This window comes from Collinsella sp. AF18-8LB (assembly GCF_003459795.1).
In the GTDB taxonomy this organism is placed as follows: domain Bacteria; phylum Actinomycetota; class Coriobacteriia; order Coriobacteriales; family Coriobacteriaceae; genus Collinsella.
In genome coordinates this window covers 225,610-238,378 of record NZ_QRWU01000001.1, presented here as the reverse complement: position 1 = coordinate 238,378, position 12,769 = coordinate 225,610, and the positions used below count along the sequence as shown (strand labels likewise).

16 protein-coding genes are annotated in these 12,769 nt (G+C 58.1%); 7 read left to right on the top strand and 9 right to left on the bottom strand.

Going from position 1 to position 12,769, the window contains the following annotated elements; all coding sequences use genetic code 11:
- The first annotated feature begins 65 nt into the window (after positions 1 to 65).
- The 4 genes from DWX25_RS01085 (at position 66) to DWX25_RS01070 (ending at position 3,254) form a co-directional block, all read left to right on the top strand.
- Positions 66 to 725, top strand: a complete 660-nt coding sequence (locus tag DWX25_RS01085; protein ID WP_117798473.1) for an amino acid ABC transporter permease — start codon at positions 66 to 68, stop codon at positions 723 to 725.
- Positions 722 to 1,555: an amino acid ABC transporter permease gene (locus DWX25_RS01080; RefSeq protein WP_117734251.1), complete on the top strand. Its 834-nt coding sequence runs from the start codon at positions 722 to 724 to the stop codon at positions 1,553 to 1,555. Before DWX25_RS01085 ends, DWX25_RS01080 begins: the two co-directional genes overlap by 4 nt.
- Positions 1,556 to 1,591: 36 nt before the next feature.
- A complete protein-coding gene (locus DWX25_RS01075) occupies positions 1,592 to 2,356 on the top strand; it encodes an amino acid ABC transporter ATP-binding protein (RefSeq protein ID WP_117734250.1) in 765 nt (254 codons plus the stop codon).
- 88 nt (positions 2,357 to 2,444) lie between these two features.
- Positions 2,445 to 3,254: a gamma-glutamyl-gamma-aminobutyrate hydrolase family protein gene (locus DWX25_RS01070; protein ID WP_117734249.1), complete on the top strand. Its 810-nt coding sequence runs from the start codon at positions 2,445 to 2,447 to the stop codon at positions 3,252 to 3,254.
- A 109-nt stretch (positions 3,255 to 3,363) separates the two neighbouring features.
- On the opposite strand, the gene DWX25_RS01065 is transcribed toward DWX25_RS01070, so the two are convergent.
- From DWX25_RS01065 to DWX25_RS01025, 9 genes are all read right to left on the bottom strand, one after another.
- Positions 3,364 to 4,182 carry a hypothetical protein gene (locus DWX25_RS01065; protein ID WP_117798471.1) on the bottom strand — a complete coding sequence of 273 codons (819 nt, stop codon included), beginning with the start codon at positions 4,180 to 4,182 and terminating at the stop codon, positions 3,364 to 3,366.
- Positions 4,166 to 4,990: a hypothetical protein gene (locus DWX25_RS01060; protein ID WP_117798470.1), complete on the bottom strand. Its 825-nt coding sequence runs from the start codon at positions 4,988 to 4,990 to the stop codon at positions 4,166 to 4,168. Before DWX25_RS01060 ends, DWX25_RS01065 begins: the two co-directional genes overlap by 17 nt.
- Positions 4,987 to 5,748, bottom strand: coding sequence for an ABC transporter ATP-binding protein (locus tag DWX25_RS01055; protein WP_117798468.1), 762 nt, complete (start codon positions 5,746 to 5,748; stop codon positions 4,987 to 4,989). Before DWX25_RS01055 ends, DWX25_RS01060 begins: the two co-directional genes overlap by 4 nt.
- A 144-nt stretch (positions 5,749 to 5,892) precedes the next feature.
- Positions 5,893 to 6,222, bottom strand: a complete 330-nt coding sequence (locus DWX25_RS01050) for a helix-turn-helix transcriptional regulator (RefSeq protein WP_117798466.1) — start codon at positions 6,220 to 6,222, stop codon at positions 5,893 to 5,895.
- An 8-nt stretch (positions 6,223 to 6,230) separates the two neighbouring features.
- The gene (locus DWX25_RS01045) at positions 6,231 to 6,791 is read right to left on the bottom strand and encodes a hypothetical protein (protein WP_117798465.1); all 561 of its coding nucleotides are present in this window, start codon (positions 6,789 to 6,791) and stop codon (positions 6,231 to 6,233) included.
- 230 nt (positions 6,792 to 7,021) lie between these two features.
- Positions 7,022 to 7,378: an Hpt domain-containing protein gene (locus DWX25_RS01040; RefSeq protein WP_117798463.1), complete on the bottom strand. Its 357-nt coding sequence runs from the start codon at positions 7,376 to 7,378 to the stop codon at positions 7,022 to 7,024.
- 23 nt (positions 7,379 to 7,401) lie between these two features.
- On the bottom strand, positions 7,402 to 8,325 hold the full coding sequence (locus DWX25_RS01035; protein ID WP_199412288.1) for an HD-GYP domain-containing protein: 924 nt from the start codon (positions 8,323 to 8,325) through the stop codon (positions 7,402 to 7,404).
- The gene (locus DWX25_RS01030) at positions 8,295 to 8,714 is read right to left on the bottom strand and encodes a hypothetical protein (protein ID WP_147335802.1); all 420 of its coding nucleotides are present in this window, start codon (positions 8,712 to 8,714) and stop codon (positions 8,295 to 8,297) included. The genes DWX25_RS01035 and DWX25_RS01030 overlap by 31 nt, the downstream gene beginning before the upstream one ends.
- 55 nt (positions 8,715 to 8,769) lie before the next feature.
- A complete protein-coding gene (locus tag DWX25_RS01025) occupies positions 8,770 to 9,567 on the bottom strand; it encodes an alpha/beta fold hydrolase (protein WP_158557544.1) in 798 nt (265 codons plus the stop codon).
- 175 nt (positions 9,568 to 9,742) lie between these two features.
- Here DWX25_RS01025 and DWX25_RS01020 point away from each other — a divergent pair, with 175 nt between their 5' ends.
- The 3 genes from DWX25_RS01020 to DWX25_RS01010 all read left to right on the top strand — a co-directional run bounded on the left by DWX25_RS01020 (position 9,743) and on the right by DWX25_RS01010 (position 12,588).
- A complete protein-coding gene (locus tag DWX25_RS01020) occupies positions 9,743 to 10,519 on the top strand; it encodes a radical SAM protein (protein ID WP_117734244.1) in 777 nt (258 codons plus the stop codon).
- Positions 10,520 to 10,634: 115 nt separating this feature from the next.
- Positions 10,635 to 11,522 (top strand): type I methionyl aminopeptidase, encoded by an 888-nt coding sequence (gene map / locus DWX25_RS01015; RefSeq protein ID WP_117798460.1) that lies wholly within the window; start codon positions 10,635 to 10,637, stop codon positions 11,520 to 11,522.
- Positions 11,523 to 11,652: 130 nt separating this feature from the next.
- Positions 11,653 to 12,588, top strand: a complete 936-nt coding sequence (locus tag DWX25_RS01010; protein WP_117798458.1) for a D-2-hydroxyacid dehydrogenase — start codon at positions 11,653 to 11,655, stop codon at positions 12,586 to 12,588.
- Positions 12,589 to 12,769: the final 181 nt, after the last annotated feature.

Here is a 12,769-nt window from a genome sequence, read left to right as displayed (position 1 = left end):
CCTCACTGAGTTGTCGGGGCTTCCGTACACGCGGGAGCCCCTTTCCTTATCGGCGGGAGGTCCGCATGAGTCTCTCTGAGCTCTGGTCGCTCTATGGCCAGAACTATATCGACGCGCTGCTAGCAACCTGGAGCATGACGCTTGAGTCGTTTGCCATCGCCATGGTGCTGGCCGTTGCCGTCACCGTGATGCGCGTGTCGCCGCTCAAGCCGCTGCGCGTCTTTGGCGACCTGTATGTTCAGGTCTTCCGTAACATTCCCGGCATCGCGCTGCTCATCATCGTCGTCTATGCGCTGCCGCCGCTCAAGGTCGTCCTGCCCTACCGCACCTGCGTTATCGTCGCCACGGTGTTGCTGGGCTCGGCCTTTGGCTCCGAGAACTTTATGAGCGGCATCAACACCGTCGGCGTCGGCCAGGTGGAAGCCGCCCGCTCGCTGGGCATGAGCTTCAACCGCATCCTCGCCAAGATCGTGATTCCGCAGGCACTGCGCTCGAGCGTGCTGCCCATGACCAACCTCTTTATCGCCGTCATGCTCACCACGGCGCTCGGCAGTCAGGTGCCGCTTAAACCCCAGGAACTCACCGGCGTGGTGAGCTATATCAACACGCGCTCGCTCGGCGGTGTCGCCGCGTTCTTTATCTCGGCGCTCGGCTACCTGGGCACGGCCTTTGTGGTGAGCCACATTGGCAACTACATCGATAAGAAGGTAAGGATCCTCCGATGAGCAAGCACTCCTCTCCCGCGCTCACCATGCGCGATGCGCTCTACGAGGCTCCCGGCCCCAAGATGCGCGCCAAGATTCGCATCGGCACCGCCATCTCGCTTGTTGCTGTCACCGCGCTCGCCGTCCTGGTACTGCAGCGCTTTTATGTGACCGGTCAGCTTTCGGTCCACTATTGGTATTTCTTTACGCACCTCACCACCTGGAAGTTCCTGCTTGCCGGCTTTGAGGGCACCGTTAAAGTCGCACTCACCGCCGGCGCCATCGCGCTGGTGCTGGGTCTTGCCCTTATGCTCGGCCGTACCAGCGGAATTAAGCCATTGCAACTGGTCTGCCGCGTGCTCACCGATTTCTTCCGCGGCGTGCCGAGCCTGCTGTTCATCTACTTCTTCTTTTTGGTGCTGCCCCAGTACAAGATTGCGCTGCCGTCGTTTTGGATGCTCACGCTTCCCGTCGCGCTCGCTGCGGCCGGCGTGCTTGCCGAGATCTTCCGTGCCGGCGTCAACGCCGTGCCGCGCGGCCAGGTCGAGGCCGCCCAGGCACTCGGTCTCTCCAAAGCTAAAATCACCTTTAAAATCGTGTTGCCGCAGGCGATTCGGTTTATCATTCCGTCCTTGATTTCGCAGCTTGTGGTCGTAGTCAAGGACACCACCGTTGCCTACGTGGTGAGCTACCCCGACCTCATGCAAAACGCCCGCGTGCTCATTACCAACTACGACGCCCTCGTGTCGGTCTACCTGGTTATCGCGGTCATCTACATCCTCATCAACGTCGCGATCAACAAGGCCGCTGTCTATGTTTCGCACAAGACCGGCGCGACCATCATCCGCTAACGATTTACCACTTCGAGTCATAAGGAGCCGAGCACCATGGCACAGAGCACCTCTTCCACCGGCAATCAGCCGCTGATCGAGCTCAGACACGTCGATAAGCACTATGGCGATCTGCACGTCCTCAACGACATCAATCTCTCGGTCGACCGCGGCGAGGTCGTCGTTGTGATTGGACCCTCGGGCTCGGGCAAGTCGACCATGTGCCGCACCATCAACCGTCTGGAAACCATCGACTCGGGCGAGATCCTCATCGAGGGCGAGCCCCTGCCGCAGGAAGGCAAGGACCTTGCCCGCATGCGCGCCGAGCTGGGCATGGTGTTTCAGCAGTTCAACCTGTTCGCACATATGACGGTGCTGCAAAACGTCATGCTGGGACCGGTCGACGTGCTGGGCATCTCCAAGGACGAGGCCCGCGAGCGCGCCATGGACCTGCTGAGCCGCGTAGGCGTGGCCGAGCAGGCCGATAAGGTGCCCGCACAGCTCTCGGGCGGCCAGCAACAGCGCGTAGCCATCGCCCGCTCGCTTGCCATGCAGCCCAAGGCCATGCTCTTCGACGAGCCCACGAGCGCTCTTGACCCCGAGATGATCAACGAGGTGCTCGAGGTCATGGTTCGCCTGGCCCAACAGGGCATGACGATGATCGTGATTACACACGAGATGAACTTTGCCCGCCGCGTTGCCGACCGCGTCGTGTTTATGGCCGACGGTCAGATCGTGGAAACTGGCACGCCCGACGAGTTCTTCGACCACCCCCAGACCAAGCGCGCCCAGGACTTCCTCAACTCCATCAAGGGCCACTAACCCCATTGCCACGCGGGACTAATTCATCACCAGCGTTTGTCCCGCGTCACCCCTGTGCTATGTCCACCCGGATTCGAAAGCCACACCCATGATCGGAACTCGCACCTCATCGTCCTATACCCCGCACGTCGACGTTGCCCCCGCCGACCGTCCTCTCATCCTCGTCGCGCCGCGTTGGGAAGAGGCAAAGCCGTTTTTAAGCGAGATGCTCTCCCCCAACGAGGAAATCGCAAGCGTCTTTGTCGATGCCATCCTTGCCGCCGGTGGCCTGCCGCTGCAGATGTCTATTACCGAAGACATCGATGTTATCCGTCATTACGTGGAAATCGCCGACGGCATTGCCATTCCTGGCGGCCCGGACGTCAACCCCAAACGCTGGGGCGACGAGCGTCCTTACGACCCCACGCTGTGCTGCGAGATTCGCGACCGTTTTGAGTTTAAGCTGGTTAACGAGGTGCTTCGCGCCAAGAAGCCGCTCTTTACCACCTGCCGAGGCACGCAGCTGCTCAATGTCGCCACCGGCGGCACCCTGTGCATGGACGTGCCGAGCCTGGGCGCGCGCGAGGGCCGCACGCAGTGGCGCCATACCCACGTGCTCAACGACCCTGTGCATCCTGTCGAGGTCGTGCCGGGCTCGCTGCTGGAGCGCGCGGTTGGCGGGCACAGGTTGATCCAGACCAACTCCGCACACCACTGCTGCGTCGATCGTCTGGGTAAAAGCACGCGCTTGGTCGCCAAGGCAACCGACGGCGTACCCGAGTGCATCGAGGTCGAGGGCCAGCCGTTCTGCCTAGGCGTGCAATGGCATCCCGAGTACACCTGGCAGACGCTCGAGACCGACTTTAACCTGTGGAAGTCGTTTGTCGAGGCAGCGGCAAAGGTCAAGCAGGCCCGCTAGCCCGCAAACCACTCAGGTTAAAGCCTCCTATGCCAGGCGGGCGAACACCAGCCACGGTGCCCGCCCGCCTGCATTTGGTTTGCTCGGTATGATTATCCCTCACAAACAATCAAATAAATCTCGACCGCAATCGGTCGATAGTGAAGCAAATGGTAAAAACGCTTGCTACGTTTATTAGGCAGTCAATTAAAATCGAAACGCATTGGCCGTCCCCCAACGGGGTCACACCGCAAATCCACATGAGCATCGAGGACGGAAGCGGAAGCATGGAATTGGCCTCGAGCTGTATGTAGATCGCTACAACATTGACAAGCAGCAGCATGCCAATCGGACCGAAGCCGGACCCAAAATAGGAAACAGCAATCACGCAAGAGACCACATATGCAAGGCAGACGACACTCGCCAGAAGAAGTCGATAGCAAAAAATATTCAGGTTGAAATACTGCTGAGCATCCAAAACGATTACGCAGTTAAGACAGTACAAAACGACACTTGACAGGATAAATGCGCCCAAAAGGGCAAAAGAAGACAGCACCACTCGCGCAACGATAGCGCACACACGCTTCCCTCCCCGAGCCTCCGACAACCCCCACGGTTCCTCAATAAAGCCCGAACTGACAAAGCGCGGCACAATGCAAGCCGCGATGAACGGAAAGAACAATGCATGAGCCAACGGGGCCACGTTGAACAGCAGACCGCGGAAAACCTCTGCATTACCAAATAGAAGGACATCCTCTGCCGATAGCCGAAGTGTCGGGTCTGGGAAAAAGCCCAAGAAACTGTTCTCACGGAGGCTACAGAACCACATCGGGAAAGAATTAAGCTGCAATACCACCATGCACGCATAAATTACCAGGATTAAGGCGTACGTCCATTTACTCACATGCCCCAATTCTGAATGAAGAAATCTTCTAGTCTGGCGAGCCATTGAGTACACCCCCAGCACGAAAGCTCACGAGAGCGTAAATCAATACCGATAGACAGCTGGCTGCCACGCCGTATCCCAGAAGTGTCAGCTGACCCATATCGCTATACCCAAGGGCACATCCGACTCCAAGATACGGCCCCGGAAGAAGGAAAATCCATCGCAAGGACGGTATGGGCGCCTGAAGGAAGGTTCCGTAGAGCGTCAAGCTCATGACAAATCCAATAATTATCGCAGCCCCGCTCAATACAGCACTGTCTGTAATCCGATAGATGGTCACCGTCTCCAGCGCAACCGATATCACCAATACAGCGTTGACTATCATTGCAGGCAAAAATGCAGTTAGCATATCGTGCGAGAGGTTATGCCCTCCACGTATTATGGCTATTGCAAAAAGAAGAAGGCAAAGCGCACTATATGCTACGCCAATTATTAAAGCAAACGAAAGCACATGTGCTAGGGCCCCATTAAAGCGGGTAAGACCTCTTGCTGAAGAAATTCGGTGCCCCTCTTCATAGCCGCGCTCCTGTAAAATCGCCAGGCAAACGATGAGCGGAACGAACAGAGACGTGCCGGCAAAAGCACTGCGCACAAGGGACTCATCGGGTGCAGAAGGATCGATTACATTCCAGCAGAAACCAATATCCTCCCCAAACACGCTATTGCCAAAGGCGAGCAACGTTGTTCCGTTTTTTAGAAAGACACCGAAGAGAAGGCCGAACGCCAGAATAAGCGCAAGACCAAACTTCGCCGGAAACATCCTGTGCAAACGCATCATATCTGCCTTTATGGGATGGATCGCCCGCTTCATAGCGAGACCGCCTTCATCAAGCGCCTGTAATACTCTTTTAGGGACGACGCCTCATCCCTTATGACGTCCATCGATTCCTTTTTCAGCAGTTCGCCGTCATGAATAAACACGCAACTTGTTGCAACTGATGCCAACTCATCCAAATCATGGCTAGAGACGAGCATGGTCTTACCCTGTTCTCGATTCAATCGACCGATAAGGGCCCATATACTCTCGATGCCCAGCGGGTCCAATCCATTTGCCGGCTCATCGAAAATTAGTACGTCGGTGTCGCCCAACAAAGCCGTAGCTATATCCAGCCGCCGTTTCATTCCCAGAGAAAAACTGTTCACGCTCTTTTTCTCTTCGACGTCCAGCCCGACTAGGCTCAAAACGCGAGGAATCTCACGATTCGCATCAAGCCCCCATTCCGCACATCGGATCCGAAGATTCTCAGCCGCACTGAGGGATTGGTATGCTCCGCAGGAATCTGGCACATAGCCGACACGCGTCCGCATCAGGCTCAGCTCTTTTTTCGACTTGCCCCCAAAGAGCTCCACGCTCCCCGACGACGGCTCGCAGAGGCCCAAGACGATTTTAATAAGCGTGCTTTTGCCCGCACCGTTTGCACCAACAAGGGCAAGGAGCTCAGACTGATGCACCTCGAAGGAAACGTCATGCAAAACGCGCCGTTTCCCGTAGCGCTTTGACACCTTTGATAACTTTATCGCTGATGCGTTCATCGGCCTCCCGTTCTGCTTGATAGCAAAACCGCTCATATCGTTCCTTCTTTCCTTTATCGTTTTTCATAGTTGTTATTGTTTTTCGATAACTCATATTTGTCAAGGTAATCTAAAAGAAAGAACCCGTGTTAGACACGGGCCCCTTTACGCTGATATTTCGTTATAGTTGTTCGCTTTATGCTACTCGTCGCTCAAATCTACAGCAAAGACTGATGTCGGAAGCGACGCCTCATTGCCTCCACCATTCCGCATCTGCCTCACGACATTTTTTGCACGCTCAACAATAAGCTCCTCAAGCTCTTTCTCACTCACCCGCCGAATAATATCTCCCGGTTGACAGTCAAGTTCATCGCAAATATCGAGAAGCGTCTTAAGGCGAATAGCTTTAATTTTTCCGTTTCTTAGCTTAGAAATATTAGCCGGAGTATGCCCCGTGGCACGAATCAGATCAGCACTGGTCTTTCCGGTCTTAAGTAGCTGCGTCTCAAGCTCGATGATGAGATAGCTCATGCTTCCTCCTACACAAGCTCGTCAGACTGCTCTTGGAGCAGCGAGGCATAACTCCAGATCACCGAGATACACAGACAGACAGCCGCGCCGATAAGCGACCCCGCATCAAAGGCAACGCCTTGGCAAATCTCAATAACGAAGGAATGAGGCACGACGTAAAGCTCCAGCCCACCAATGGTAAGATTGACCGATCCGTAGGCACCAATAAGCGAAACCGCGGCGTTAACAGCAAAGGCAAGCGCAAGAACACGGATAAGCCGCACATGCGTCTTGGTAAAGGGCGAGACGCCTCGCGAGATGTTACGGCTGATCCCACACAGAACGACAAGCGAAATACCCACGACGAGTGCCAGGCACAGTCCGCTTGGGATAACGATGCACCCGCCATCGAGAAGCGTCACGACGCCGAAAGAATCGACAGAGGCAACGTTTGCAACCGCATACCAGATCACGTAAACAACCAACGCGGCAAAAGCGACGAGCATCCCTGCAAAAACGGCTGCCATGCAAAAGCCAAGCTTCCTGATATTTTCGCCCGCTTTGGCCATACGCTGAACGCTGTTAGACATACACTCACCCTCATCGACTCTATCGTTATTCGAACAGTTTATCGAACAACGATATTGATTGCATGCGGAAAGCCCCGCCAGTGCGCATAGGCCATTTACTAACCCGGAGGGGTGAGCGTGGATTTTTGGACACATATCGAACGAGAGTGGATAATCTCCCACTTTGAGGCCGCCACCGGGCCTAAAACGGGAGATTATCCACTCTCATAGTCATCAAGGCCCGCAAGCTCTTATTCAGCCGCTTCGCGCAGGGCCGACATCGTAGCCGCATATTGCTGCTGCAGCGCATGCATCCCCTCGCGAGCGCCGTCAACGGCATCGGCGCCGCGCAGCGCTTCGGTCACCACAACCGCCGGCTCGTACAGATTATCGAATCCCAGGTTCTGGCTCACGCCCTTGAGCGTGTGCGCTGCCATAAACGCACCTTCGGCGTCTCCTGCCGCCATGGCGGCCTCCAGCTTGTCCATGCTCTCGTCATCCAAAAACTTGAGGGCAAAGCGGGCAAGCATTTCCCCGCCCATCAGCCGAGCGCACGCGTCATCATAATTAGCGCCGATCTTCTTATACGCCTCACGCATGGAAATCATGGATTGAAACTCCTTTGGTCAAACTAAATCGTGGGAAACGCGACAACGTCGGCGGGGCGTGCCAACGTCTCGGCAATACGGTCTTGCACCTCGAGCAGACAGTCCAGCAGCAGCGGGTTAAAGGTGCCGCACTTACCGTCCAGGATCATCTGGATCGCCTCCTCGTGCGGGATGGCATCCTTGTACACGCGAACGCTCGTCAGCGCATCGTACACGTCGGCCACCGAAACCACCTGTGCGGCGATGGGGATATCGTCGCCCTTAAGGCCGTCGGGATAACCCTTGCCGTCCCAGCGCTCGTGGTGCCAACGCGCAATCTGGTACGCATATTCCATAAGCGCATTGCCGGCGTGATGGCGGCCCAGCTCATGCAGCATGTCGGCGCCGATCGTGGTATGCGTCTTCATAATCTCGAACTCCTCGGGCGTGAGGCGCCCGGGTTTGTTGAGAATCGCATCGTCAATCGACATCTTGCCGATATCGTGCAGCGCCGAAGCCAGGGCAATCGTGGAGCGCTCCTCGTTGTCGAGGGAGATGTTGTCGCTACGGTGGGCCAGGCAGCCGAGCAGTAGCTCGGTCAGCTTCTCGATGTTCGTAACGTGCCTGCCGCTCTCGCCATTGCGAAGCTCCATGACGCCGGCCATGATGTCGATGAGCATGCGGCTGTTCTTGACGCGCTCGTTGTACTGTTGGGACAGCAGGCTCGTCAGACGACGCTGTTTGGCGTACAGGCGGATAGTGTTGCTTACACGGCGGCGCACGACACGGGAGTCAAACGGGCGGTTGACATAGTCCGAAGCACCCAGCTCGTACGCGCGCAGCACCACATCGTCGGAATCTTCGCTCGAGATCATGATGACAGGCAGATTGTCAATAATCGACCGGCGCGACAGATCGCCCAACACCTCAAAGCCGTTCATGCCCGGCATGACAATGTCCAGCAGCACGAGCGACAGCTCATCGCCACACCGGCCTGCATGCGGGCGCTGCGAAGCTTTTCCTCATAATATCGGCGATTGCGCACGCTCGTCAGCACGTCGGTGTAGACAAGGTCCTCCTCTGCGGCCTCCTGTCCATCAATCGGACGCACCATCAGCAGGACGTGAGGCTCGCCCTCGACCTTCAGAGGGCGCAGGCGAGCGCGGTATTCAACGCCATCGTTGAGCAGCCGTTCCGACACCTCATCGGAGCCTGCCAAGACCTCCAGACCTGACTGGCGCAGACAGGGACACCGATCGCCGGCGAGCAGGCAGTTGGGATCGCCCTTAATCTGGTCGGCCGACAGCAAACGCACCACGGGGTAGGGCTGAAGCCGCAGACGTTGGGTTTTGAGCACCCTTGTTAACACAGCCGAAACGTCTACGAAAGAAGCCCGTTTGATGATTCGGCCGCTAGAGCCCCAAGATGCCGCGGACAGCCTGGGCGGCCGCTGTCGGGCGATCGCGCAGCCCGTTGTGCGCGCCGGGAACTACTACGAGCGGACAATTCAAAAGCTCAGCCGCCGTTCTCGTGCCCGCCTCGCGGGGCGTGCCAATCGAGAGCTCGCCCAGAAACACGGAGGCCACCGTTTTCGATACGCGGACGCCATCCCAATCGGGAACGCAGGTCATAGTGATCTCGTATTCGTTTGCCATGAAACTGCGGCCGTTGCGCAGGGCATGCTTGGCTTCTGCCTCGGTTAACTTGGGGGCTTGAGGGTCCGAATCGCCGATGGCGCCCAGGAAGGCCCTTAGCGCCCTCGAGACCTTTCCCGCAGCAATCATCTCGAGTAAAACCGGGGCCGCACCCAGGCCGGCGCCTTCGTTTGTCACGGCGGGTTCATGCAGAATCGCACGCGAGACAATGGTCGGGTTTGTACGGAGAAGCTCCAGGGTCACCAGCGTACCGGCACTGTGCGCGAGCACGTTTGCCGGAGCGCCGATATGCTCGATGACGGCCTGCAGGTCGTCGGCCTGGGCGGCGAGGTCGTAGCGCCCGTCCGCGGCGTCGCCGCTCTCGCCGCAGCCGCGGCGGTCGTAGGCAACTACGCGGCACACTTGGCTGAGCTCGCGGGCGATGCCCTCAAAAAATGTGCCATCGACGCAGGCACCGTGCACGCATATCAAGGCAGGCGCATCCGACGGCACGCCCGACTCGGCAAACTCGCGACAGGCAATCGTAGTGCCCGCATTCTCGACCGTAAAATCCATGTTATGCCCCATCGTCTTGTGCCTTGTTAACACATGAACTGTACCCGACCCGAAACCTTTCATATCGCAGGCATCAAGGGCAGAATGAAAAAACGAAACCTAAGAGCACAAGCCCAAACCAGACTTTGGCGCCGATGCTATGCTTAGGCACAACTGTCCCAAGGAGCATATGCCTATGTCTACGTTTTTAAATGCCAGCCCCATCTTTGGACCGGTGCGCAGCCGCCGTCTGGGCCTTTCTCTCGGTGTCAACATGATGCCGGCATCGGGCAAGATCTGTACGTTTGACTGCATCTACTGCGAGAACGGCCTCAACGCCGAGCGCCCCTGCCATGAGCCGTACAACACAGCTGCCGTGGTACTCGACGCGCTCGAGGCAAAGCTGCGCGAGATGGCAGCCGAGGGCGAGCTCCCCGATGTGATCACCTTCGCAGGCAACGGCGAGCCCACCGCCGCACCGGAGTTTCCGCAGGCCATCGCCGGCGCCGTCGCGCTGCGCGACGAGCTTGCCCCGAACTCCAAGATCGCCGTGCTCTCCAACGGCACGCGCACCGATCGCCCCGAGGTGCACGATGCGCTCATGATGGTCGACGACAACATCCTCAAGCTCGATACCGTCGACCCGACATTTATCCAGCTGCTCGACCAGCCTGTTGGCCCCTACGACGTCGAGCACCAGATCGAGACGTTCGCGAGCTTTGACGGTCACGTTATTATCCAGACGATCTTTTTGACCGGCGAGTATCAGGGCAAGTCCCTCGATAACACCGGCGAAGCGTATGTCGGCCCTTGGCTCGCGGCGCTCGAGCGCATTCGCCCACAGGAGGCGACCATCTACACGGTAGCGCGCGAAACACCGATCGCCGGCCTTGCCAAAGCAGCGCCCGAGGCGCTCGATGCGATCGCCGCACGTGTGCGCGCCCTCGGCATTCCCTGCCAGGTGAGCTACTAGCGCGGCCGCCCGCCAGCAAATCATCCTCAACTGACAGGGTAGCTAAAAAAGCCCCGTCCCAAATGAGCTGGTCTGCGGGTGAGCTATACTAGCTGCAAATGAAAGGAAGTTAGCCATGTATGACAAAGGACCCGTGCCTGGCCGCAACGACGCTTGCTGGTGCGGCAGCGGCAAGAAATACAAGAAATGCCATAGCGCCTTTGATGAGCGCCTCGAGCGCTTGTGGGAAGAGGGCTGGGAGGTTCTGCCCCGCACGCTCTACAAGACGCCCGCCGATATCGAGGGCATTAAGCGCTCGGCCGCCATCAACGTGGGCGTGCTCGACTACGTGGGCGAACACATCGCCGCGGGCATGACCACCAACCAGATCGACCAGATAATCTACGACTACACCGTCGAGCACGGCGGCACGCCGGCCGACCTCAACTACGAGGGCTATCCCAAGAGCGTGTGTACCTCAATCAACGACGTCGTCTGCCACGGTATCCCCTGCGATGCGGATGTGCTGCACGAGGGCGACATCATCAACGTGGACTGTTCCACAATCTTGGACGGCTACTTTAGTGATTCGAGCCGTATGTTCTGCATCGGCGAGGTCTCGGCCGAGCGCCAGCGCCTGGTCGACGTCACCCGCGCCAGCGTGGAGGCTGGCCTTGCCGCCGTCAAGCCGTGGCTGCCGCTGTCCGTGATGGCCGAGGCTGTGCAAAAGACCGTCGAGGACGCCGGCTTTAGCGTGGTGCGCGAGTACGGCGGACACGGAATCGGTAAGGAGTTCCACGAGGACCCGTTTGTGGGCTTTACCACCGAGGCGCCCGATGTGGACACCATCATGGCTCCGGGCATGGTCTTTACCATCGAGCCCATGGTCAATGCCGGAGCGCCCGACATCAAGATTAGCAAGGGCGACGGCTGGTGCGTGCGCACCAAAGACGGTAGCGATTCGGCTCAATGCGAGGTACAGCTCGTGGTGACCGAGGACGGTTACGAGCTGCTGAGCTGGTAACCGTGGATGCGCCGGATGCTGACGGGCACGCTCGTCTTGCATCCGGCGTTTTTATTTGAACGTTTTGCCTGATAAAACCTGACAAAATAAACCTGTCCCTTTTTGGTAGGTCAAGCGGAGAGGACTGCTTGTGAACATCCTAGTTTTGCTGCCCGTCAACGACCGTCATCGAGCGATCCTCGAGTCGAGCGCTCCAGGCGAGGACTTTATCTACACGAGCGCCGACGCCATCACGTGCGAGCAGGTCGCCAACGCCGACGTAATCTTGGGCAACATAGACCCTGCCCTGCTTACCGCATGCGAGCACCTCCAGCTACTGCAACTGCAGACCGCGGGCTATGACGATTACTTGGCCGCCGGCACCGTGCCGGCTGACGCCAAGCTGTCTTGCTCGATCGGCGCCTACGGTCAGGCCGTAAGCGAGCACATGTTTGCCATGGTGCTGTCAATGATGAAGCGCCTGCCCGGCTACCAGGACCTGCAGCGCGAGCATCGCTGGGAGGACTTGGGCCCGGTCACCTCGCTCAAAAATGCCAATGTGCTGGTGCTGGGCGCGGGCGACATTGGCGGTCACTTCGCCACGCTCTGCCGCAACATGGGCGCGCACGTCCGCGGCATCAAGCGTCATCCGCTCGTCTACCCCATTGTGTTTGAGGACATGGACGGCATGGATGCCCTGTCTGAGCGCCTGGCGGAGGCCGACATCGTCGCATCCTTTATGCCCAGCACGCCCGAGACCCGCGGTCTTGCGGATGCCGAGTTCTTCGCCGCAATGAAGCCGGGCGCCTTCTTTGCCAACGGCGGCCGCGGTGACCTTGTGGTTGCCGACGACCTGGTCGCCGCCCTTGAGTCGGGACACCTTGCCGGCGCCGCGATCGACGTCACCGATCCCGAGCCGCTGCCCGCGACAAGCCCCCTGTGGGACGCGCCCAACATGCTCATCACGCCTCATGTCTCCGGCTGGTTCCACCTAGAGGCCACGCTCAATAACGTGGTCGACATCGCCGCGGAGAATCTACGCCATCTTCTGGCTGGCGAGACGCTACGCTGCTGGATTGAGCATTAGGGTTCCGCCGTTCTAACGAACGGCGGACCGGTCGACGCTGCGCGCCGCCCAGAGCGACAATTTGTCATTCAAAAGGCAAGGCATGACCAGAAGGTCTATGCCTTGCCTTTTTCATGCCAACTTGTTCGCTCTGGACATCGCTCGCTGACGCTTGCTCAATCTGCGGTGTCTTAACAATTCT